This window comes from Modestobacter sp. VKM Ac-2978, assembly GCF_026968025.1.
Taxonomy (GTDB): Bacteria; Actinomycetota; Actinomycetes; order Mycobacteriales; family Geodermatophilaceae; genus Modestobacter.
In genome coordinates, this window is sequence record NZ_JAPVBP010000010.1 from 161,570 (window position 1) to 183,065 (window position 21,496).

Genomic DNA, 21,496 nt, shown 5'->3' on the forward strand with positions numbered 1-21,496 from the left:
CCGGCGGCGGTCAGCTCCCACCGGCAGCGGTACGACAGATCTGTGCGAACTCGTCGGCGTCCAGGCTGGCCCCACCGACGAGTGCACCGTCGACGTCCGGCCCGGCGAGGATGCCGGCGGTGTTGGCGGCCTTGACCGATCCGCCGTAGACGATACGGACCGCAGCGGCCGTGTCCGCGCCGTGACGCTCGGCGAGCCGCGCCCGCAGCGCCGCACAGACCTCTTGCGCATCATCCGGCGTGGCCACCTCGCCGGTGCCGATCGCCCACACCGGCTCGTAGGCGACCACCAGGTCCTGGAGCTGCTCGGTGGGGACGCCGTCCAGTGCCCGGTCCAGCTGGTCGGTGCAGTGCGCGACGTGGGTGCCCGCCCGGCGGACGTCGAGCCCCTCCCCCACGCACAGCAGCGGGACCAGCCCGTGCCGCAGCGCCGCCTGGACCTTGGCCGCGACGACCGCGTCGTCCTCACCGTGCAGCGTGCGCCGCTCGGAGTGGCCGACCAGGACGTAGCGGCAGGCCAGTGCGGCGAGCATCGCCCCGCTGACCTCCCCGGTGTAGGCGCCGGAGTCCTGCGCCGAGACGTCCTGCGCGCCGTACCCGATCTCCAGCTTGTCGCCGGCCACCAGCGTCTGCACGCTGCGCAGCGCGGTGAACGGCGGGACGACGACGACCTCAGCGTCCTCCAGCTGCGGCTCGGTCAGCGAGAAGGCCAGCTTCTGCACCAGCCCGATCGCCTCGAGGTGGGTCAGGTGCATCTTCCAGTTGCCCGCGATGAGCGGACGCCGGCCCTCCCGGGGCGGCCTGGGCTTCGTGCGTGCCATCGTCGCCCCTCAGTCCGCGAGCACCGCGAGCCCGGGGAGCTCCCGGCCCTCGAGGTACTCCAGCGACGCGCCGCCGCCGGTGCTGATGTGACCGTAGGCCGCCTCGTCCAGCCCGAGCTGGCGCACGGAGGCCGCAGAGTCGCCGCCACCGACCACGGAGAGCCCGTCGATCGCGCCGACGGCCTGCGCCACGCCCCGGGTGCCGCCCTGGAAGGGAGCGAGCTCGAACACGCCCATCGGCCCGTTCCAGAACACGGTGCGTGCGCCGGCCAGGGCCTCGGCGAAGAGCTCGACGCTCTTCGGCCCGATGTCCAGGCTCATCTGGTCGGCCGGGATCTCGGTGGCCGGCAGCACGGTGGTCGGCGCATCGGCGCTGAACTCCGGGGTGCAGACCACGTCGACCGGCAGCACGATCCGGTCGCCGGCCTCGGCCAGCAGCCGCCGGCAGCTGTCGACCTGGTCGGCCTCCAGCAGCGACGTCCCGACCTCGTGGCCCTGGGCGGCCAGGAAGGTGTAGGTCATCCCCCCGCCGACCAGCAGCCGGTCGACCTTGGGCAGCAGCGCCTCGATCACGCCGAGCTTGTCGCTGACCTTGGAGCCGCCGAGCACGACGACGTAGGGCCGCTCCGGGCTCTCGGTGAGCCGGGTGAGCACCTCCAGCTCGCGGGCGACCAGCCGGCCGGCCGCGTGAGGGAGCCGCTCGGCCACGTCGTAGACCGACGCGTGCTTGCGGTGCACGGCACCGAACGCGTCGTCGACGTAGAGGTCGGCCAGCCCGGCCAGCCGGTCGGCCAGCTCGCCGCGCGCGGCGTCGTCCTTGCTGGTCTCGGCGGCCTCGAAGCGGACGTTCTCCAGCATGAGCACCTGGCCGTCGGCGAGCGCCGCGACCTTCGCCGTGGCGTCGGGGCCGGCGACGTCGGCGGCCAGCGGCACCTCGGTGCCGAGCAGCTCACCGAGTCGTGCGGCGACCGGCGCCAGGGAGTACCGCGGGTCGGGCTCGCCCTTGGGCCGGCCCAGGTGCGCGGCGACGACGACCCGGGCGCCGGCCTCGCGGAGCGCCGAGATCGTGGGCAGGCTGGCCCGGATCCGGCCGTCGTCGGTGATCGCGCCGGTGTCTGAGTCCAACGGGACGTTCAGGTCGGCGCGCAGCAGCACGCGCCGACCCGACACCCCGTCGGCGATGAGCTCGTCGACGGACCGCATCAGAGCTTGCTGCCCACCAGCACGACGGAGTCGACGAGGCGGTTGGAGTAGCCCCACTCGTTGTCGTACCAGCCGACGACCTTGACCTGGTTGCCGAACACCTTGGTCAGACCGGAGTCGTAGATGCACGAGGCCGGGTCGGTGACGATGTCGGAGGAGACGATCGGCGCGTCGGTGTAGACCAGGTACGGCGCCAGCGGGCCGGCGGCGGCCGCCTTGTAGGCCTCGTCGACCTCCTCGACGGTGACCTCGCGGGACAGCGTGACGGTCAGGTCGGTGGCCGAGCCGGTCGGCACCGGGACGCGGAGCGCGTAGCCGTCGAGCTTGCCCTTCAGCTCCGGCAGCACCAGGCCGATCGCCTTGGCCGCACCGGTGGAGGTGGGGACGATGTTCAGCGCGGCGGCGCGGGCGCGCCGCATGTCCTTGTGCGGGCCGTCCTGCAGGTTCTGGTCGGCGGTGTAGGCGTGGATCGTGGTCATCAGGCCACGCTCGATGCCGAAGGCGTCGTTGAGCACCTTGGCCAGTGGGGCCAGGCAGTTGGTGGTGCAGGACGCGTTGCTGATGATCGTCTGCGAGCCGTCGTACTGCTCGTGGTTGACGCCCATGACGATCGTCAGGTCGTCGCCGGTGGCCGGCGCGGAGATGATGACCTTCTTGGCCCCACCGGCGTCGACGTGCTTGCGCGCGTCGTCGGCCTTGGTGAAGAAACCGGTGGACTCGACGACGACGTCGACGCCCAGCTCGCCCCAGGGCAGGTTGGCCGGGTCGCGCTCGGCCAGCACCTTGATGGTGGCGCCGCCGACCTTGATGCCGTCACCGACGACCGAGACGTCCTCGGCCAGCTTGCCCAGGATGCTGTCGTACTTGAGCAGGTGCGCGAGCGTCTCGGGCGTGGTCAGGTCGTTGACCGCCACGACCTCGACGTCGGCCCCGCTGGCGGCGACCGCCCGATAGAAGTTGCGGCCGATCCGACCGAACCCGTTGATGCCGACCCGTACCGTCACTGAGGACCTCCCAGACCGTGTTGCCCAGCCGGACCGGTCGGCCCAGCGGCGCCCGTGGGCCGTGCGTGCGCACGACCACATTCCGGCGACAGCCTATCGGCCCGCCGAGCAGCCTCCGACCGCGCACCCGCCCCGCCGGACGGGGCGTGCACAGACGTCCGCGACGTCTCCCCCGGTGGCCGGGAGAGACGTCGCGGACGTCTGGCGCGGTGCTGCCGCGCCACTCAGCAGGGTGGTCCTCCGGCTACTGGGCCAGCATGTCGTCGGTCACGACGGACTCGGTGTCCGGGATGCCGAGGTCCTTGGCCCGCTTGTCCGCCATCGCCAGCAGACGCCGTATGCGCCCGGCAACAGCGTCCTTGGTCATCGGCGGGTCGGCGCGCTGGCCGAGCTCCTCCAGCGACGCCTGACCGAACTCCAGCCGCAGCCGCCCGGCGACCAGCAGGTGCTCGGGGGCCTCGTCGGCCAGGATCTCCAGGGCCCGCTCGACCCGGGCACTCGCCGCGACCGCGGCCCGCGCCGAGCGGCGCAGGTTGGCGTCGTCGAAGTTGGCCAGCCGGTTGGCCGTGGCCCGGACCTCGCGGCGCATCCGCCGCTCCTCCCAGGCCAGGACGGCGTCGTGGGCGCCCATCCGGGTCAGCAGCGCGCCGATCGCGTCGCCGTCCCGCACGACCACCCGGTCGGTGCCGCGCACCTCACGGGCCTTGGCCGCGATGCCCAACCGGCGGGCCGCACCGACCAGCGCCATGGCTGCCTCGGGCCCGGGGCAGGTGACCTCCAGGGACGACGAACGCCCCGGCTCGGTCAGCGACCCGTGCGCCAGGAAGGCGCCCCGCCAGGCTGCCTCGGCGTCACCGATCCCGCCGGAGACGACCGACGGCGGGAGGCCCCGCACCGGCCGGCCCCGCTGGTCGACCAGCCCGGTCTGCCGGGCCAGGCCCTCACCGTGCTTGGCGATCCGGACCAGGTAGCGCACGCCCCGGCGGATGTTGCCGCCGGCCAGCACGCTCACGCCACTGGTGTAGCCGTACACCTCGCTGATGTCCCGGCGCAGTCGCCGGGCCACGGAGCCGGTGTCCAGCTCGGCCTCGATGACCACCCGGCCGCCCACGATGTGCAGGCCACCGGAGAAGCGCAGCAGCGCGGTCACCTCGGCCTTGCGCTCCGAGGTCTTCGTGCACTCCACGCGGGAGAGCTCGTCCTTCACCATCGCCGTCATCGCCATCAGCGGTGTTCCCTTCCCCCTGTGTGCCGGCCGGTGTCACGGTCGTCCCCGTGTCCGGCCACTGCCCTGCCGGTCACCGCGCACCGACCACGGAGGCCAGTGCGGCAGCGAGCCGGGAGGGATCGTGCTGTGGTGTCCCGTCGGGTGCAGCCACCGGTGCCAGCACCAGTTCTGCACCACATGCATGCACAGCAGACAGCAGACCACGCCGGTCAACAACCGCAGCGGTGTCCGCGATCACCGTGTGCAGCGACACGCCCCCCAGATGGGCCAGCAGGACGCGCAGGTGCTCCTCCGGCGAGAAGCCGTCGGTCTCCCCCGCCTGGGGCTCGAGGTTCAGCACCACGACCACCCGTGCCGCGGTCTCCGCCAGCGCCGTCCGCAGCCGCGGGACCAGGAGGTGGGGCAGCACGGAGGTGTACCAGGAGCCCGGCCCGAGGCTGACCACGTCGGCCGCCGCTATCGCCGCCAGCACCTCCGGTGGCACCGGGGGGTCGGCCGGGGAGACCCGGATGTCCTCGACGTGCCCGGGGGTGGAGGCGATCGCAACCTGGCCCCGGATCCGGCGGGTCTCCTGCGGGTCGTCGGGGTCGACGCTGGCCACCGTGGCCACCAGGTCCAGCGGGACGTCGGCCATCGGGAGCACCCGGCCGCGCGTCCCGAGCAGCTCCTCCAGCACGCCGAGGGCCCGGACCGTGTCGCCGCCGTGCATCTCGGTCAGGCCGGTCAGCATCAGGTTGCCGACGGGGTGCCCGGCGAGCACCCCGGTGCCACCGAAGCGGTGCTGGAGCAGGTCGGCCATCTGCTGGGTGCGCGGGGACTCGCCGGCCAGTGCGACCAGCGCCATCCGCAGGTCACCGGGTGGCAGCACCGGCATCTCGCGCCGGATCCGCCCCGAGGAACCGCCGTCGTCGGCGACGGTGACCACCGCGGTCAGCTCCGCGGTGAGCCGTCGCCAGGCAGCCAGGGCAGCGGCCAGCCCGTGCCCGCCGCCGAGGGCGACGACCCGCAGGCCGGGGGTCTCCACTACTCGCGCCCCAGGTCACGGTGGCGGGCGGTCGCCGGGACGCCCTCGGCGTTGAGCCGACGGGCGAACTCCTCGGCGATGGCGACGCTGCGGTGCTTGCCGCCGGTGCACCCCACCGCCAGGGTCAGGTACCGCTTGCCCTCGCGCCGGTAACCGGGCAGCAGCAGCCGCAGCACCTCGCCGTAGCGGTCCAGGAACGCCCCGGCGTCGTCCTGGGCGAGCACGTAGTCGCGCACCTCGGCGTCCCGGCCGGTCATCGGGCGCAGCTCGGGGACCCAGTGCGGGTTGGGCAGGAACCGGGCGTCGACGACGAGGTCGGCGTCCAGCGGCAGGCCGTACTTGAAGCCGAAGCTGAGCACGGTCGCCACCACCTCCGGCAGTTCGCCGTCCGGCACGAACGACGCCTCCAGGGTGGCGCGCAGCTGGTGCACGTTGAGGTCGCTGGTGTCGATCCACAGGTCGGCGTCGCCGGCGATGCCGGTGAGCAGCTCCCGCTCGGTGTCGATGCCGTCGATCAACCGGCCGTTGCCCTGCAGCGGGTGCTCGCGCCGGACCGACTCGTAGCGCCGGATCAGCACCTCGTTGCGGGCGTGCACGTAGACGACGCGCGGGCGGTGCCCGGCCTCGGCGAGCTGCCGGATGGACTCCTGCAGGTCGCTGGAGAAGGCCCGGCTGCGCACGTCGACGACGGCGGCGAACCGGCGCAGGTCGCCGCGGGCGCCCAGCTCGACCATCGGTTGGAGCAGGGCCGGCGGCAGGTTGTCGACCACGAAGAAGCCGAGGTCCTCCAGCACCCGGCCGGCGCTGTTCTTGCCCGCTCCGGACAGACCCGTGACGACCACGACGTCGAGCGGGGCGAGCTCGGTGCTCGACCCGTCGTCCGCCGGCGGGACGTCGCTCTGCGGCCCGGCCGGCGCTGCGCGACCGGCGGTCATGCCGGCTGCCCGGCGGCGGGGTGGACCCGGCCGGTGTCGGCGGTCTGGTCGGCGTCCGGCCCCTGGGCCGGCGCCCCGGTGTCCACCGGCGGCTCCAGCTCGACCGCGTCCTCGGCGACCACGTCGGGCGAGGCGCCCGCGGCCACCGGCTCGGCGACCGCGGCGAGCACCGCCTCGGCCGTGCGCCGGCCGATGCCGGGCACCGCCGTGAGCTCCTCCACCGAGGCCGCACGCAGCCGCTTGAGGGATCCGAACTGCTTCATCAGTGCCTTCCGCCGGGTGTCGCCGAGCCCCGGGACGTCGTCCAGGAGGGAGACCAACATGGTGCTGGATCGCTTCTGCCGGTGGTAGGTGATCGCGAACCGGTGTGCCTCGTCGCGCACCCGCTGCAGCAGGTAGAGGGCCTCGGAGGTGCGCGGCAGGATGACCGGGTCGGGGTCGTCGGGCAGCCAGACCTCCTCCATCCGCTTGGCCAGGCCGCAGACGGCGACGTCGACGATGCCCAGCTCGGCGAGCGAACGGCTGGCCGCGGCCACCTGCGGGGCTCCGCCGTCGACCACCAGCAGGTTGGGCGGGTAGGCGAACCGGCGCGGCCGGCCCTCCTCCGCGGCGACGCCCTGCTCGTCCCGGCGGTCCTGCTCCTCCTTGAGGTGCCGGGCGAACCGACGCCGCACGACCTCGGCCATCGCCGCGGTGTCGTCGGTGCCCTGGGCCACGGAGAAGCGCCGGTAGTCGGACTTCTTGGCCATGCCGTCCTCGAAGACCACCATGCTGGCGACGACGTTGGTGCCCTGCACGTGCGAGATGTCGATGCACTCGATCCGCAGCGGCGCCGCGGGCAGGTCCAGGGCCTCCTGGATCTCCGACAGCGCCAGCGACCGGGCGGTCAGGTCGCTGGCCCGCTTCACCCGGTGCCGGGCGAAGGACTCCTTGGCGTTGCGCTCGACGGTCTCCATCAGGCTGCGCTTGTCCCCCCGCTGCGGGACGCGCAGGGACACCCGGGAACCGCGCAGCTCGCTGAGCAGCTCGGCGTAGACCTCCGCGTCGTCGGGCAGCTCGGGCACGAGCACCTCGCGGGGCACGGACTCCCCCACGTCGCCGGTGCCGGTCTCCTCGTCCACCCCGCCGTAGACCTGCAGCAGGAACTGCTCGACCAGCTGGCCGGTGGTGACGTCCTCGACCTTGTCGATGATCCAGCCGCGCTGCCCGCGCACCCGGCCACCGCGGACGTGGAACACCTGGACGGCGGCCTCCAGCTCGTCCTGCGCGAAGGCGACGACGTCGGCGTCCGTGCCGTCGCCGAGGACGACGGCCTGCTTCTCCAGGGCCCGGCGCAGCGCGCCGAGGTCGTCGCGCAGCCGGGCGGCCCGCTCGTAGTTCATCTCCTCGGCGGCCTCGGTCATCTGCCGCTCGAGCCGGCGGATCATCTGCTCGGTGCGGCCGCCCATGAAGTCGCAGAAGTCGTCGACGATCTCGCGGTGCTCCTCGGCGCTGACCCGGCCGACGCAGGGCGCTGCGCACTTGCCGATGTAGCCGAGCAGGCAGGGCCGGCCGATCTGGGCGGCTCGCTTGAAGACGCCGTTGGAGCAGGTGCGGGCCGGGAAGACCCGGGTGAGCGTGTCGACCGTCTCGCGGATCGCCCAGGCGTGTGCGTAGGGGCCGAAGTACCGCACGCCCTTCCGCTTGGGGCCGCGCATGACCTGCAGCCGCGGGAACTCCTCGTTGAGCGTCACGGCGAGGCTGGGGTAGCTCTTGTCGTCCCGGTACCGGACGTTGAACCGGGGGTCGAACTCCTTGATCCAGTTGTACTCGAGCTGGAGGGCCTCGACCTCGGTGCCGACGACGGTCCACTCGACGCTCGCCGCGGTGGTGACCATCTGCCGGGTGCGCGGGTGCAGGCCCCAGACGTCGGCGAAGTAGCTGTTCAGCCGCTGCCGGAGGCTCTTGGCCTTGCCGACGTAGACGACCCGGCCGGCCGGGTCGCGGAACTTGTAGACCCCGGGGCTCTCCGGGATGCTGCCGACCGCTGGGCGGTACGTGGACGGGTCGGGCATGCCCCCAGGTTAGGTCTGCCCACCGACAACCCGTCGCCCGCTCCTGGCAGCCCCGCCGACGCGCGCGGCAACCGGGCGGATGGCGGCCGCCTGAGCAGCAGGTACCCGGTCCTGCCGGGGAGAGGCCGCACGTCCCGGTGGTGGACCGGGGTGCCGCGGAGCGGGTTCGTCGTGCACGGCGATCGGCCTGTGGACGACGCCGGCACCACACCGGCCGCGGCTGCCAGGGTGGCCCTCTCAGCGACGGGCGGAGGGCGGGACGGGCATGCGCGGGACGGCGAGCAGCGAACGGGGCGGCGTGGTGGTCACCGACCGCTGGGGCGGCAACTGGCGGGTCAGCTGCTTCCGCGCGGGGGTGTTGCCGGCCCCCGTGGCCCGGCCGGACGCCGCGGCGGTCGGGCGGCTGCTGCTGCCCTGGGGCACGCCCACGGGCTCACCCCCACCTCCGCCCCGGGCCAGCTGGGTGCTGGGGAGGTCGGCCCGCTGGCAGGGCTGGGCCGCTCCCGGGGCCGGGGCGGACCCGTGGCGAGAGGAGGTCTCCGCCCTCCGCCCGATCGCGTTGACGGCCGGGCTCGGGTCGGTCGCCGCCTTCGTCCTGCTGCTGCGCGGTCGCCGGATCAGGCAGCTGGCGGCGGCGGAGCGGACGCACCCGTGGCTGGTGGAGCTCACGGCCTGCGTCGGGCCCGCGCGGTCGGCAGTCTGGCTGGTCGAGGGGCCCGATGCGGCGCAGGCGGCCGTGGGCGAGGTGACCGGCGCGGTGCAGGCCGGACGGCCACCCGCGCCGAGCGGCGGTCGACTCCTGGACGTGCAGGACCGTCGCAGCTGACCCGTGCCCCCGCGGGGGCCGCGCACGGACCACCGCCGGAGCACCGGACGCCGCTGGCCGGGCGGGGCGCCCGGAGTCCACCGGACGCCGCCCGCCGGACGAGCGCCCGGCGCCCTGGAGGCCGACCGGCGCGGCAGCCGCTCCGGGGCGGCCGCCGAGCCTCCGCGTCGTTCGTCGAGGCGAGCCTCCCGGTCAACCGCCGAGGCGAGCCTCGAGCCAGCCGAGCAGGTCGGCGACGACCTCGTCGCGGTTGGTCTCGTTGAAGACCTCGTGCCGCGCCTCGGGGTAGACCCGCTGGTCGACCGGCAGGCCGCGTTCCCGGAGCAGCCCGGCCAGCGCGGTGACCTGCTCGGCGTCCCGGCCGCCGACCGGGTCGTGCTGCCCGGACAGCAGCAGCACCGGCAGCCCTCCGGGCAGTGCAGCGACCCCCTGCGGGCTGGCCGCACGGACCGACATGCCGAAGACGCCGGCCGCGTACCCGTGGGTCAGCGGCACCTGGTCGCCGGCGAGCGGGTCGGCCAGGTAGGCGTCGACCTCGGCCGGGTCACGCGACAGCCAGTCGTAGGGGGTGCGGGCCGGCTCGAACGGCTCGTTGAAGGCGCCGAGGGCGTCCAGCGGCTGGTCTCCCAGCCCGGCAGCCACGGCACCGTCCAGGGCGGACACCGTCTCGGCCAGCTCCGGCGACACCCCGATCGGTCCGGACAGCACCAACCCGCTCAGCCCGGCGCCGTCCCGCTCGGCGCTGGCCAGCGCGATGATCGAGCCCATCGAGTGGCCCAGGAGCACCCGTGGCAGGCCCGGGTGCTCCTCGGCGGCGAGCCGGTGCAGGGCCTCCACGTCGTCGAGGACGCCGTCGGCGCCGGGCGCCCCGAACCGACCGGGGCCGGTGACCTCGGCGGTGCGACCGTGCCCGCGCAGGTCCATCGCGTAGACGGCCAGGCCGCGCCCGGTGAGCGCACCGGCCAGGCGCTCGTAGCGGCCGGAGTGCTCGGAGGCGCCGTGGACCAGCTGCAGGGTGCCCCGGACCTCGCCGGCGGGCAGCCACCGTCGGTAGCGGACGTCCACCCCGTCGGGGCGCGGGAGCACGGGCAGGTCGCCGGACGTCGTCGTCACGGTGGGTCCTCTCGTCCGGGGCGCACGAGGCGGCCGCAACCGCCCCGTGCACCGGTCAGCTGGCCTTCTTGCGGGCCTTCTTCTTCGGGCCGGCGGCCGCCGCGGCGACGGCCTCCGGGTCGAGGATGTTGGCGAGGAACCTGCCGGTGTGGCTCTCCGGGACCGAGGCCACGAGCTCCGGCGGCCCCTCGGCCACGACCATGCCGCCGCGGAAGCCACCTTCCGGGCCCATGTCGATCAACCAGTCGGCGCTCTTGATCACGTCGAGGTTGTGCTCGATGACGATGACCGAGTTGCCCTTGTCGACCAGCCCCTGGATGACCTGCAGCAGCTTGTTGATGTCCTCGAAGTGCAGCCCGGTCGTGGGCTCGTCGAGGACGTAGATGGTGCGGCCGTTGGAGCGCTTCTGCAGCTCGCTGGCGAGCTTGACCCGCTGCGCCTCGCCACCGGACAGCGTCGTCGCCGGCTGGCCGAGCCGGACGTAGCCGAGACCGACGTCGGTGAGGGTGCGCATGTAGCGGGCGATCGCCGGGATGGCCGCGAAGAAGTCGGCGGCCTCCTCGATCGGCATGTTGAGCACCTCGGCCACGGTCTTGCCCTTGTAGTGCACCTCGAGGGTCTCCCGGTTGAACCGGGCGCCCTTGCAGACCTCGCAGGGCACGTAGACGTCCGGGAGGAAGTTCATCTCGATCTTCAGCGTCCCGTCGCCGGAGCACGCCTCGCAGCGGCCGCCCTTGACGTTGAAGGAGAACCGGCCGGGCTGGTAGCCGCGGACCTTCGCCTCCGAGGTGCTGGCGAACAGCTTGCGGACGTGGTCCCAGACCCCCGTGTAGGTGGCCGGGTTGGACCGCGGGGTGCGGCCGATCGGCGACTGGTCGACGCCGACGACCTTGTCCAGCTGGTCCAGGCCGGTGATGGTGCGGTGCCGGCCCGGCACCATCCGGGCGCGGTTGAGCTCGTTGGCCAGGGTCGTGTAGAGGATGTCGTTGACCAGGCTGGACTTGCCCGAGCCGGAGACGCCGGTGACGGCGACCAGCACGCCCAGCGGGAACGCCACGTCGATGCCGCGCAGGGTGTTCTCCCGGGCGCCCTTGACGACCAGCTCCCGGCCCGGCGTCCGCTCGCGACGGATCTTCGGGATGGTGATCTCCCGGCGGCCGGACAGGTACTGGCCGGTGATCGACCGCTCGCTGGCCAGCAGGTCCTCGTAGGTGCCGCTGACCACGACCTCGCCACCGTGCTCGCCGGCGCCGGGACCGATGTCGACGATCCAGTCGGCCTGCTTGATGGTGTCCTCGTCGTGCTCGACGACGATCAGCGTGTTGCCCATGTCCCGCAGCCGCACGAGGGTCTCGATCAGCCGGACGTTGTCGCGCTGGTGCAGGCCGATCGAGGGCTCGTCGAGCACGTAGAGGACGCCGACCAGCCCGGAGCCGATCTGGGTGGCCAGCCGGATGCGCTGCGCCTCCCCACCGGCCAGCGTGGCGGCCGGGCGGTCCAGGGACAGGTAGTCCAGCCCGACGGAGACGAGGAAGGAGAGCCGGGCCTGGATCTCCCGGAGCACCTGGACGGCGATCGCCCGCTCGCGCTCGCCGAGCTCCAGGGCGTTGAGCCACTCGGAGGCCTCGCCGATCGACAGCCCGGTGACCTCGGCGATCGAGCGGCCCATCAACTTGACGGCGAGGATCTCCGGCTTCAGCCGGGTGCCGTGACAGACGGGGCACGGCACGTCGCGCATGTAGCCCTCGTACTTGTCCTTCATGAACTCGCTGTCGGTGTCCTCGTGCCGGCGCTCGAGGAAGGGCAGCACGCCCTCGAAGGCGGCGTAGTAACTGCGTTCGCGGCCGTAGCGGTTCTTGTAGCGGACGTGCACCTGGTCCGGGGAGCCGTGCAGCACCGCCTTCTGCACCTTCGCCGGCAGCTCCTCCCAGGGCGTGTTCATGGAGAAGCCGATCATGTCGGCGAGCCCGCCGAGCAACCGCTGGAAGTACTGGTTGCTCATCGAACCGGCCCACGGGGCGATGGCGCCCTCACCGAGGCTCTTGCCGGGGTCGGGGACCACGAGGTCGGGGTCGACCTCCTTGCGGGTGCCGATGCCGGTGCACTCGGGGCAGGCGCCGAACGGCGAGTTGAACGAGAACGACCGCGGCTCGAGCGCCTCGAAGGACAGCCCGTCGTCGATGCAGGCCAGGTGCTCGGAGAAGGTGCGCTCCCGGTGTGCGTCGCCCTCGGGGAGGTCGACGAAGTCGAGCACCACCAGGCCACCGGCGAGCCCGAGCGCGGTCTCGACCGAGTCGGTCAGCCGTCGCTTGGCGTTCTCCTTGACCGTCAGCCGGTCGACGATCACCTCGATCGTGTGCTTCTCCTGCTTCTTGAGCGTCGGCGGCTCCGTCAGCGGGTGGATGGTGCCGTCGACCCGCACCCGGGAGAAGCCCTGGGTCTGCAGCGAGCTGAACAGGTCGACGTACTCGCCCTTGCGCGCCCGGACGACCGGCGCCAGCACCTGGAACCGGGTGCCCTCCTCCATGGCCAGCACCTGGTCGACGATCTGCTGCGGGGTCTGCCGCGAGATCGGCTTCCCGCAGTTGGGGCAGTGCGGCTGACCGGCCCGGGCGTACAGCAGCCGCAGGTAGTCGTAGACCTCGGTGATCGTGCCGACCGTCGACCGCGGGTTGCGGTTGGTCGACTTCTGGTCGATCGACACCGCCGGGGACAGGCCCTCGATGAAGTCGACGTCCGGCTTGTCCATCTGGCCGAGGAACTGGCGGGCGTAGGCCGACAGCGACTCGACGTAGCGGCGCTGGCCCTCGGCGAAGATCGTGTCGAAGGCCAGGCTGGACTTGCCCGAGCCGGAGAGCCCCGTGAACACGATCATCGCGTCGCGGGGCAGGTCGAGGTGGACGTCCTTGAGGTTGTGCTCTCGGGCGCCGCGGACGACGAGCCGGTCCATGTGATCCCTGTCGGTCGCAGTGGTTCGGTGCTGGTCCGGTCGCGGGGCGGCGGGGACCAGTGGTGCGGTGCTGAGGCCGGTGCGGTGCATCGGACCGTGGAACGGTGGCCCGGACGGTGCGCTTCCCGGCCCGGGTGTCGGCTGGGTCTCCCCCACCGCGGGCCGAGGCGACGCTGCCCGGTCAGCCGGCGGGGCCGCCGACCGGTCCGGCCGGGTCGAAGACCGGCGCGTGCCGGCGCCAGGGCAGCCGGCCCTCGAGCTCCCCGGCCAGCCAGAGTAGCCGCGTCTCGGCACCGGCCGGGCCGACGAACTGGACGGAGCTGGGGAGCCCCTCCCGGCCCGGACCGGCGGGCAGGACGAGCGCCGGCAGGCCGGCCACGTTCCAGGCCGACGTCCACGGCGCCCAGCGGGCATTGGCCGTGATGTTGGCCAGGAAGCCCCGCTCGTGCCAGGGCCGGGCGGCGAGCGGCGGACCGGAGACGACCGGGCTGAGCAGGACGTCGACGTCGGAGAAGAAGTCGGCCATCCGGGCCCGGAACGCCGCCGCCGTCTTGGGCCGGACCAGGCCGGCCCGGCGCACCCAGCGGCCCAGCCGGGCATGGGTGCGACTGCGCGGTTCCAGGGCCTGGCGGTCGAGCCCGAGGGCCTCGGCGTCGGAGTCGGCGCCGGCCAGCCACCGGGTGATGGTGCCCACCGCCGCAGCCGGGGTGATCAGCGGCTCCTTCTCGACCACGACGTGCCCGGCGGCCCGCAGTTCGGCCACCACGGCGTCCAGCGCAGCGCGGCCGGCGGCGTCCAGCCGGACGCCGGGCACGGGCGACCGGGTCGACACCGCGATCCGCAGCGGGCCGACCGGAGCCGCCGGCGGGGCCGGCTCGGTGCCGGCCAGCACGGCGAAGCCGACGGCCAGGTCGGCGACGGTGGTGGCCAGCACACCGTTCTCCGCCATGCCGGACCAGCTGTCGGCACCGATCAGGGCCGGGACCACGCCGGAGCCGGGCTTGAGCGTGACCAGCCCGCAGGCGGCGGCGGGCAGCCGGAGGGAGCCCATGCCGTCGTTCCCCTGGGCCAGCGGGACGACACCGGCGGACACCGCGGCGGCGCTGCCCCCGGAGGAGCCGGCGGCCGACCGTGCGGTGTCCCACGGGTTGCGGGTGACCGTGCCCGGACCGTCGGTGGCGCAGTAGAGACAGAGCTCGGGCACCCGGGTGATGCCGACGACGACCGCCCCCGCGGCCCGCAGCCGGGCCACCACCGGGTGGTCGGCGCTCGCCGGCGCCGGCAGGTGGGCCGACGACCCGTCGGTGGCCACCTCGCCGGCCACCGCGACGTTGTCCTTGACCGCGATCGGGACACCGGCCAGCGGCAGCCGGGCCCGGTCGGGGCGGGCGTCGACCGCGGCGGCCTCGGCCAGGGCGGCTTCGGTGCGGACGACCCGGAACGCCCCGATCCGCGCCTCCACGGCGGCCAGGTGCCGCAGATGTGCACGGACGACGTCGACTGCGGAGAGCTCACCGGCGCGGACCCTGGCGGCCAGCTCGGTCGCCGGCAGCCCGACCACCCCGTCGAGCGTCGGCTCGCCGGACCCCGCCGCGGCCGGCGCGCCGGAGGGCCTGGAACCTGCACTAGCGTCCATGCCGACGAACCTAGACGGCGGCACCGACAGTCTCAGACGGGAGCGGGATGAGCGGGCAGACGTACACCGGTGACGTGCAGGTCGGTGGCCCCGCCGACGTCCGCGAGCTCCCGGGGCTGACCATCCGGAAGCTGGCCGTCAGCGAGATGGCGAACAACGTCTACCTGCTCACCAGCACGGCCACCGGGGAGTCGCTGCTGGTCGACGCGGCGGCCGAGCCGGCGGCGCTGCTGGAGCTGATCGGCGACGCCGACGTCCGCACGGTGGTGACCACGCACGGCCACTGGGACCACCACCGCGCACTCCTGGAGGTGGTGCAGGCGACCGGCGCGGAGACCGTCGCGCACCCGGCCGACGCAGCCGACCTGCCGGTGCCGGTCACCCGGCCGGTCTCCCACGGCGACACCGTCCCCGTGGGCGACCAGACCCTCGCGGTGGTGCACCTGCGCGGGCACACGCCGGGCAGCATCGCGCTGGTCTGGCGCGGCCCCGAGGGCGCCGGCACGCACGTCTTCACCGGCGACAGCCTGTTCCCGGGCGGCGTCGGCAACACCCAGTCCGACGCCGCCCGGTTCACCAGCCTGGTCGACGACGTGGAGAGCCGGTTGTTCGGCGAGCTGCCCGACGACACCTGGGTCTACCCGGGCCACGGCGCGGACACGACGATCGGCGCCGAGCGCCCGAACCTGCCGGAGTGGCGCGCCCGCGGCTGGTGACCGGCGCGGCGCCGGGGCCGGTCCTCGAGGGCTCTAGTCCTCGAAGAGCTCGACGAGCTCCTCCGCCGTCCCGGCCACGTGCAGCGGCACCACCGAGATCGACCAGTCGGGGCGGCGCTCGTCGAGGTCGACCGCGAGGTCCCAGGCCGCCCTCGCGGTGAGCGGGCCGAAGCACGCGTCGTCCCCGTCCTCCCCCACCGCGATCTCGACCAGCCAGTTGTCGGAGAGATCGGCCGCGAGCTCGGCGAAGTCGGCCTCGCTGTCCTCGTCGGGCTCCGGGAGGTCGGCCTGGACGGGGTAGATGAGCGCCATGCGGACACGCTAGACCGGCCCGCGGCCCGGACCGCCCTCCTCCGCCGCGTGCTCCGGACGCCGGTTCGTCGACGCCATACCGGGTAGTGCACAACCGGAGCCGTGGACGAGCGCGCCCGCGGCACGTCCGGCAGCGCCGCGTCCGTGCGGCCACCGCCCGAGCGAGGAGAGCTCCATGACCATGTCGAACAGCGACACTGCGACCGGCAAGCGCGACATCAAGTCCCACGAGACGACCAGCTTCGCCGACCTGGGCAAGGAGATGTGGGCCTACCTGACGGGCAAGGGCGCGGCGATCAACTACGAGTTCGTGGACATGACCGTCGAGGTCCCGCGGGAGACCGGCCCCGACGCCCCCCGCGCCACCTGGAAGCTGAACGGGACGCTGCGCATCACCACCGCCGAGAACGCCAGCAAGGGATGAACCCGGAGGTGGCCCGCCTCGACGTGACGGGCGACCTGTCCATCGAGGTCGACGGCGCGCCCGTGCAGGTCACCGCCGCCGGCGGTGACGTCCACGTGGTCGCCGACGACGTCCGCGGGTTCGTGCTGGGCCTGCGCTCGGCGGCCACCGCCCGCGCCGGGACCCGGCCCGGCCGCGCCGATCTCGCCGAGCTGGCCGGCGCGCTGGCCGATGCCGGGCTCACCGCCCGGCTCGACTCACCGTCGCAGCACATCGTGACCGTCGGCGCGGGCGTCGACTCGTCGCTCGGTGGAGCGCTGCTGGGCACCCGGCAGGCGCACCCGGACGCCGTCGGCATCGTCCGCGCCAGCGTCCGGGCCCGGGCTGTCGAGACCGTGCTGGGCGCGACGCTGCTCGTCCTCGGCTACGCGGTGGTCCGCCGCCGCAGGTGAGCGGGGGCGTGGACCAGCGCGCTCCTCAGTCGACCCGGGTCGCCTGCACGGTCAGCGGTTCGGCCGGGTCCGGCCCGCCCGGGCCGGACCCGGCCGGCAGCGCGCCCATCGCCGCGCTGTTCTGCGGGGTCGGCAGCCAGCGGCTCCACCAGCGCAGCACGTGCTCGAGCCGCGCCCGGCGGTGCTTCGGCCGGCCGGACCGGGACAGCTCGTGCCCCTCCCCCGGGAAGAGCAGCAGCTCGGTGGGGACGCCGCGGCGCTTGAGCTCCACGTAGAGCCGGGTGCCCTGCTCCAGCGGGCAGCGCCAGTCCTCCTCGGAGTGGATCACCATCGTGGGGGTGGTGATGCGATGCGCCGAGGCCATCGGCGACTGCGCGACGATGCGCTCGGGATCGGTGCCCACGTACTCGTCGGGGAAGAAGAACCCGATGTCGGAGGAGCCGACGAAGCTCACCGGGTCGTTGAACCCCCGCTCGCTGATGCCGGCGACGAACCGGTCGGTGCGGCCGAGCAGCAGCGTGGTCATGAACCCGCCGTACGAGCCGCCCATCAGCCCGACGCGGGAGGAGTCCAGCCCTGGGTCGGTCAGCGCCTCGTCGAGGAAGGCCAGCACGTCGTCGGCGTCCAGCTCACCCATGTGCTCCTTGACCACCCGGCCGTGCGCCTGGCCGTAGCCCGACGACCCGCGGGGGTTGCACATCAGCACGGCGTAGCCGGCCTCCACGTAGGCCTGGGTCTCGTCGAACAGCGTCCAGCCGTACTGGCTGAACGGCCCGCCGTGCACGGTCAGCAGCACCGGGTGCGGCCCCGGCCCGGGCGGCGTGGTGACCCAGCCGTGCACCGGGTAGCCGTCCGGCGAGGTCGCCGTCGTCTCCCGCATCCGGTGCAGCCGGCCGGTGGCCTGCAACGGCGCACCGAAGCCGGTGATCAGCCGGCGCCGTCCCGGCGTGACCGCGATGAGCTCGCCCGCCGAGCGGTCGTGCGCGACGGTGGCGACGACGACGCCGCCCCCGACGGCCATCCCCCGCACCGTGTACTGCCCCTCGACCAGCACCTCGGGCTCGCCTCCGTCGAGCGGGACCCGCAGCAGCTCGACGGCGCCGCGGCGCTGGACACCGATGAGGGCGGCGCCACCGGCCACGACGGTCGCCGGCGTCTCGTCGCCGCGGTCGTGCTCCTCCGGGTCGAGCAGCGGCACCACCCGGCCACCCGCGGCGCTGACCTGCGCCAGGGTGGTGTTCCGGCCGACGAAGTCCCGGCCGACCGGGCCCAGGTCGGGGATCGCCGTGAGGTAGATGGTGCTGCCGGTGGGATCGTCCGGGTCGTAGGCCGGGTGGCTGCACGTGGACCGGGAGTCGGTGACCCGGCGCAGCCCGCTGCCGTCGGGCCGGACGACGTACACGTCGGAGACCAGGTCCAGGTCGGCGCCCTCGTGCCGAGCGGAGACGAAGGCGAGCTCGGCGCCGTCCGGACGCCAGGCCACGTCGGTGTCGTCGACGTCGCCGCCGGTGACCTGGAACGGCGTGGGCTGCTCGACGGCGTCGTCGTCGGTGTCCGCGGGCAGGTCGACGACGAAGACGTGACTGCGGCGGTCGTTGGTGAAACCGATGTCGTCGGCCCGGTACTTCAGGGTGGTGATCAGCCGGGGAGGCTCCGCGCCCGGCGACACGTCCTCGTCGGTGCCGTACCGCCCCTGCTCGGGCACCCGTGCCGTGTAGGCCAGCCGGCGGGAGTCCGGCGACCACACCGGGGTGCCCGCGCCCAGGTGGTGGTCGGTCAGCCGGCGGGCCGTGCCACCGCCGGCGGGCAGCACGTGCAGCTGCGGCCGCCCCTTCGGCTCGGCCGACAGGTAGGCCAGCCAGTGGCCGTCCGGGGAGAACACGGGTGCCGAGTCGTGCTGGCCGTGGGTGAGCGGTCGGGCCGGCGCGGAGCCGTCGGTCGGGACGGTCCACAGCTGGCCGCGGTACTCGTCGGCGTCCAGGTCCAGCCGGCTGACGGCGACGACGGCGGTCGCCCCGTCCGGGGACACCGTCGGCACACCGGGCACGCGCAGCAGGGAGAGGTCGGTCGGCCGCATGCGGGGCACGCTAGCCCAGCGCACGGCGGCGCGAAGATGAGCCCTGCTAAGGGGTGAGTGCTCCCGGGTCGCGCCGTTCCGCCCGGATGCTGCCGACCAGGCCCAGCGCACCGATCAGCGGCAGCACGGCGAGCAGCAGCAGACTGCGGTCCAGCCCGAGCACCTCGCCCGCACCGCCGACCACCGCCGACCCCACCCCGCCGCCGACCAGGAAGACCAGCGTGGCGATGCCCAGCGCGACGCCGCGCACCTCGTCGGGAACGGCACCACCCACCGCGGCCATCAGTGCCGGCTGGCCCAGCCCGAAGGCGACCGTCACCAGGACGACGGCCGTCACCAGGCCGGGGGCGGAACCAGCGGTGGCGCCCAGAGCAGCGACCAGCAGCGCGACGGTCGCGATGATCCCGGAGATGGCCAGCGAGCGGGCGGGGCCGAGCCGGGCCAGCAGTGGGCCGGCCAGCCGCGGGGCGAGGAAGCCGGTGACCGCGCTGGGCACCAGCGCCAGGCCGATGTGCAGCGGCGTCCACCCCTCGCCCGCGAGCACGGCGGGGACGGCGATCAGCAGCGCGAACCAGGCAGCCGGGACGGCGGAGGCGGCCAGCGCGCTGCGGACCACCACCGGCTCCCGCACGACGGCCCTGGGCAGGAAGCCCTCCGGCCGGCGGCGCACCTGCGCGGCGACCGCCGGGACGCCCAGCCCCAGCAGCGCAGCACCGACGGCGGCGATCACCACCCCGGAGGCCGGGGACTGCACGAGCAGCACCAGCCCGGCGGCGGTGCCGGCGACCAGGACCGCGCCCAGCACGTCCAGCCGGGCACCGGTGCCCACGGCGGGGACCGACCGCCACAGCACCGGCACCAGCAGCAACCCGAGCGCCGGCAGCACCACGACCGCCCGCCAGCTGGCGACGTCGGCCACCAGCCCACCGACCAACGGCCCCAGCGCGCTGACCGCCGCCGCGGTGCCGGCGACCTTGCCCAGCGCGGCGGTGCGCACCGCTCCCTCGTACCGCGCGCTGACGATCGCCATGCCGAGCACCGGGACCGCAGCCGCACCCAGGCCCTGGAGGATGCGGGCCCCCAGCAGCACCGGGTAGCTGGGGGCCAGACCGCCGAGCACCGCCCCGGCGGTCATCAGGGCCACGCCGACGACCAGCGGCAGCCGGATGCCGGCCAGGTCGGCGATCCGGCCGTACACGGCGGTCGCCACGGCCAGCATCAGCGCGTAGAGGCTGATCACCCAGGAGACGCCACCGGTCGTCAGGTCGAGGTCGGCGGCGATGGCCGGCAGCGTGACCGCGACCGCAGCACTGCCCATGCCGGCGAGTCCGAAGAGGATCCCGACCAGGCCGGCGACGCGGCCGACGTCGGTCGGGGGGCTCATGACCGGGAGCCAACCACGCGCCGGCCGACCTCCCCCGGCCGCACGGTCCTGCGGCCCACTGACGGATCGCTAGTGTGACCCGGATGACACGACGGGTGTTCGCCGGTGGCCAGGTGTTCGACGGCACGGGCGGGCCCGCTGCCCTCGCCGACGTCCTCGTGGAGGACGGCCGCGTCCTGGACGTCGGCACGGGGCTGGAGGGCGACGAGGTCGTCGACTGCGCCGGCGCGACCGTGCTGCCGGGCCTCTTCGACTGCCACGTGCACGTGATGCTCAGCGGCGTGGACATGCTGCGGCTGCTCCAGACGCCGTTCAGCTACGGTTTCTACGAGGCGGTGCTCAACCTCCGCCGCACCCTGGCCGTGGGCATCACCTCGGTGCGGGACGCCGGCGGCGCCGACCTGGGGGTGGCCCAGGCCGTGCGCGACGGGCTGATCGCCGGGCCGCGGATGCAGATCGCGATCAGCATGCTGTCCCAGACCGGCGGGCACGGCGACGGCTGGCACGTCTGCGGCGCCGAGCTGCCGCTGATGGGGCCGCACCCCGGTCGGCCGGGAACGGTCGTGGACGGCGCCGATGAGATGCGCCGCACCGTGCGCGAGCTGCTGCGCGCCGGCGCCGACGTGCTCAAGGTGGCCACGAGTGGCGGCGTCCTCTCCGCTCGGGACGACCCGCGGCACCCGCACTTCCGGCCGGCCGAGCTCGACGTGCTCGTCGAGGAGGCGGCGGCGGCCCGGGTGCACGTGATGGCCCACGCGCAGGGCGCGGAGGGGATCAAGGCCGCCGTCCGGGCCGGGATCCGCTCGATCGAGCACGGCATCTACCTCGACGACGAGGCCATCGACCTGATGCTGGCGCACGGGACCTGGCTGGTGCCCACGCTCGCCGCCCCCCGGGCGGTGCTCGCCTCGGTCGCCGCGGGAGCGTCGCTGCCCGAGGCCGTGATCGAGAAGGCCCGGACGGTGCAGGCCGTGCACGACGAGTCCGTCCGCCGGGCGGTCGAGGCCGGGGTGAAGGTCGCGATGGGCACCGACAGCGGGGTGGGCCCGCACGGCGACAACCTCTCCGAGCTCGGCCTGATGGCCGGCTGCGGGATGACCGCGGACCAGGCCTGGCACGCCGCGACGCTCTCGGCCGCCGAGCTGCTGGGCGTCGACGGCGAGCTGGGCAGCCTGCAGCCCGGCAAGCGGGCCGACCTGGTGGTCCTGGACGGCGACGCGGGCGACCTCACCGGCCTGGCCGGGCGGGTGCGCGAGGTGTGGCGGGACGGCGTCCTGGTCGCCGCCGGCGGCTCGACCGTCGAGCCGGGGACGATCCCGCCTCGCTGACTCCACGGCGGCGGCCCGGGAGGCCGGGCCG

Annotated in this window: 18 protein-coding genes; 5 read left to right on the forward strand and 13 right to left on the reverse strand. The window is 74.3% G+C overall.

The window, feature by feature from the left end:
• Positions 1-10: 10 nt before the first annotated feature.
• The 7 genes from tpiA to uvrC form a co-directional block, all read right to left on the reverse strand.
• Positions 11-820 carry a triose-phosphate isomerase gene (tpiA, locus tag O2W53_RS21665; RefSeq protein WP_269165140.1) on the reverse strand — a complete coding sequence of 270 codons (810 nt, stop codon included), beginning with the start codon at positions 818-820 and terminating at the stop codon, positions 11-13.
• Positions 821-829: 9 nt separating this feature from the next.
• Positions 830-2,023, reverse strand: a complete 1,194-nt coding sequence (locus tag O2W53_RS21670; protein ID WP_269165141.1) for a phosphoglycerate kinase — start codon at positions 2,021-2,023, stop codon at positions 830-832.
• The gene (gene gap / locus O2W53_RS21675) at positions 2,023-3,027 is read right to left on the reverse strand and encodes a type I glyceraldehyde-3-phosphate dehydrogenase (protein ID WP_269165142.1); all 1,005 of its coding nucleotides are present in this window, start codon (positions 3,025-3,027) and stop codon (positions 2,023-2,025) included. Before gap ends, O2W53_RS21670 begins: the two co-directional genes overlap by 1 nt.
• 244 nt (positions 3,028-3,271) lie before the next feature.
• On the reverse strand, positions 3,272-4,252 hold the full coding sequence (gene whiA, locus O2W53_RS21680) for a DNA-binding protein WhiA (RefSeq protein ID WP_036338709.1): 981 nt from the start codon (positions 4,250-4,252) through the stop codon (positions 3,272-3,274).
• Positions 4,253-4,325: 73 nt separating this feature from the next.
• Positions 4,326-5,279, reverse strand: coding sequence for a gluconeogenesis factor YvcK family protein (locus O2W53_RS21685; protein ID WP_269165143.1), 954 nt, complete (start codon positions 5,277-5,279; stop codon positions 4,326-4,328).
• Positions 5,279-6,214 (reverse strand): RNase adapter RapZ, encoded by a 936-nt coding sequence (gene rapZ, locus O2W53_RS21690; RefSeq protein WP_269165144.1) that lies wholly within the window; start codon positions 6,212-6,214, stop codon positions 5,279-5,281. Before rapZ ends, O2W53_RS21685 begins: the two co-directional genes overlap by 1 nt.
• The gene (gene uvrC, locus O2W53_RS21695; protein WP_269165145.1) at positions 6,211-8,268 is read right to left on the reverse strand and encodes an excinuclease ABC subunit UvrC; all 2,058 of its coding nucleotides are present in this window, start codon (positions 8,266-8,268) and stop codon (positions 6,211-6,213) included. Before uvrC ends, rapZ begins: the two co-directional genes overlap by 4 nt.
• A gap of 265 nt (positions 8,269-8,533) precedes the next feature.
• Here uvrC and O2W53_RS21700 point away from each other — a divergent pair, with 265 nt between their 5' ends.
• The gene (locus tag O2W53_RS21700) at positions 8,534-9,094 is read left to right on the forward strand and encodes a hypothetical protein (RefSeq protein ID WP_269165146.1); all 561 of its coding nucleotides are present in this window, start codon (positions 8,534-8,536) and stop codon (positions 9,092-9,094) included.
• Positions 9,095-9,286: 192 nt separating this feature from the next.
• Here O2W53_RS21700 and O2W53_RS21705 read toward each other — a convergent pair whose 3' ends face one another.
• The 3 genes from O2W53_RS21705 to O2W53_RS21715 form a co-directional block, all read right to left on the reverse strand.
• Positions 9,287-10,207 (reverse strand): alpha/beta fold hydrolase, encoded by a 921-nt coding sequence (locus O2W53_RS21705; protein ID WP_269165147.1) that lies wholly within the window; start codon positions 10,205-10,207, stop codon positions 9,287-9,289.
• A gap of 55 nt (positions 10,208-10,262) precedes the next feature.
• Positions 10,263-13,157, reverse strand: coding sequence for an excinuclease ABC subunit UvrA (gene uvrA / locus O2W53_RS21710; RefSeq protein WP_269165148.1), 2,895 nt, complete (start codon positions 13,155-13,157; stop codon positions 10,263-10,265).
• Between the two features lie 181 nt (positions 13,158-13,338).
• Positions 13,339-14,793 (reverse strand): amidase, encoded by a 1,455-nt coding sequence (locus O2W53_RS21715; protein WP_269165149.1) that lies wholly within the window; start codon positions 14,791-14,793, stop codon positions 13,339-13,341.
• 47 nt (positions 14,794-14,840) lie between these two features.
• On the opposite strand from O2W53_RS21715, the gene O2W53_RS21720 reads away from it, so the two are divergent.
• Positions 14,841-15,509 (forward strand): MBL fold metallo-hydrolase, encoded by a 669-nt coding sequence (locus O2W53_RS21720; RefSeq protein ID WP_269165150.1) that lies wholly within the window; start codon positions 14,841-14,843, stop codon positions 15,507-15,509.
• Between the two features lie 33 nt (positions 15,510-15,542).
• Here O2W53_RS21720 and O2W53_RS21725 read toward each other — a convergent pair whose 3' ends face one another.
• Entirely contained in the window at positions 15,543-15,821 is a 279-nt protein-coding gene (locus O2W53_RS21725; RefSeq protein WP_269165151.1) for a hypothetical protein, read from the reverse strand.
• Between the two features lie 175 nt (positions 15,822-15,996).
• Here O2W53_RS21725 and O2W53_RS21730 point away from each other — a divergent pair, with 175 nt between their 5' ends.
• Together O2W53_RS21730 and O2W53_RS21735 are read left to right on the forward strand one after the other, a co-directional pair.
• On the forward strand, positions 15,997-16,245 hold the full coding sequence (locus O2W53_RS21730) for a hypothetical protein (RefSeq protein ID WP_269165152.1): 249 nt from the start codon (positions 15,997-15,999) through the stop codon (positions 16,243-16,245).
• Positions 16,242-16,676, forward strand: a complete 435-nt coding sequence (locus O2W53_RS21735) for a hypothetical protein (RefSeq protein ID WP_269165153.1) — start codon at positions 16,242-16,244, stop codon at positions 16,674-16,676. The genes O2W53_RS21730 and O2W53_RS21735 overlap by 4 nt, the downstream gene beginning before the upstream one ends.
• A 25-nt stretch (positions 16,677-16,701) precedes the next feature.
• On the opposite strand, the gene O2W53_RS21740 is transcribed toward O2W53_RS21735, so the two are convergent.
• Entirely contained in the window at positions 16,702-18,753 is a 2,052-nt protein-coding gene (locus tag O2W53_RS21740; RefSeq protein ID WP_269165154.1) for a S9 family peptidase, read from the reverse strand.
• A 46-nt stretch (positions 18,754-18,799) separates the two neighbouring features.
• Entirely contained in the window at positions 18,800-20,137 is a 1,338-nt protein-coding gene (locus O2W53_RS21745; RefSeq protein WP_269165155.1) for an MFS transporter, read from the reverse strand.
• Between the two features lie 83 nt (positions 20,138-20,220).
• Between O2W53_RS21745 and O2W53_RS21750 the strand changes: the two genes are divergently transcribed.
• On the forward strand, positions 20,221-21,465 hold the full coding sequence (locus O2W53_RS21750; protein ID WP_269165156.1) for a metal-dependent hydrolase family protein: 1,245 nt from the start codon (positions 20,221-20,223) through the stop codon (positions 21,463-21,465).
• Positions 21,466-21,496: the final 31 nt, after the last annotated feature.

Excerpts from the sequence above, each read along its gene's own strand:
- O2W53_RS21720 (WP_269165150.1), top strand. The coding sequence starts at position 14,841 with ATGAGCGGGCAGACGTACACCGGTGACGTGCAGGTCGGTGGCCCCGCC.
- O2W53_RS21700 (WP_269165146.1), top strand. The coding sequence starts at position 8,534 with ATGCGCGGGACGGCGAGCAGCGAACGGGGCGGCGTGGTGGTCACCGAC.
- rapZ (WP_269165144.1), bottom strand. The coding sequence starts at position 6,214 with ATGACCGCCGGTCGCGCAGCGCCGGCCGGGCCGCAGAGCGACGTCCCG.
- O2W53_RS21725 (WP_269165151.1), bottom strand. The coding sequence starts at position 15,821 with ATGGCGCTCATCTACCCCGTCCAGGCCGACCTCCCGGAGCCCGACGAG.
- tpiA (WP_269165140.1), bottom strand. The coding sequence starts at position 820 with ATGGCACGCACGAAGCCCAGGCCGCCCCGGGAGGGCCGGCGTCCGCTC.
- O2W53_RS21670 (WP_269165141.1), bottom strand. The coding sequence starts at position 2,023 with ATGCGGTCCGTCGACGAGCTCATCGCCGACGGGGTGTCGGGTCGGCGC.
- O2W53_RS21740 (WP_269165154.1), bottom strand. The coding sequence starts at position 18,753 with ATGCGGCCGACCGACCTCTCCCTGCTGCGCGTGCCCGGTGTGCCGACG.
- O2W53_RS21715 (WP_269165149.1), bottom strand. The coding sequence starts at position 14,793 with ATGGACGCTAGTGCAGGTTCCAGGCCCTCCGGCGCGCCGGCCGCGGCG.
- O2W53_RS21735 (WP_269165153.1), top strand. The coding sequence starts at position 16,242 with ATGAACCCGGAGGTGGCCCGCCTCGACGTGACGGGCGACCTGTCCATC.
- uvrC (WP_269165145.1), bottom strand. The coding sequence starts at position 8,268 with ATGCCCGACCCGTCCACGTACCGCCCAGCGGTCGGCAGCATCCCGGAG.
- uvrA (WP_269165148.1), bottom strand. The coding sequence starts at position 13,157 with ATGGACCGGCTCGTCGTCCGCGGCGCCCGAGAGCACAACCTCAAGGAC.
- O2W53_RS21750 (WP_269165156.1), top strand. The coding sequence starts at position 20,221 with ATGACACGACGGGTGTTCGCCGGTGGCCAGGTGTTCGACGGCACGGGC.
- O2W53_RS21730 (WP_269165152.1), top strand. The coding sequence starts at position 15,997 with ATGACCATGTCGAACAGCGACACTGCGACCGGCAAGCGCGACATCAAG.
- O2W53_RS21745 (WP_269165155.1), bottom strand. The coding sequence starts at position 20,137 with ATGAGCCCCCCGACCGACGTCGGCCGCGTCGCCGGCCTGGTCGGGATC.
- whiA (WP_036338709.1), bottom strand. The coding sequence starts at position 4,252 with ATGGCGATGACGGCGATGGTGAAGGACGAGCTCTCCCGCGTGGAGTGC.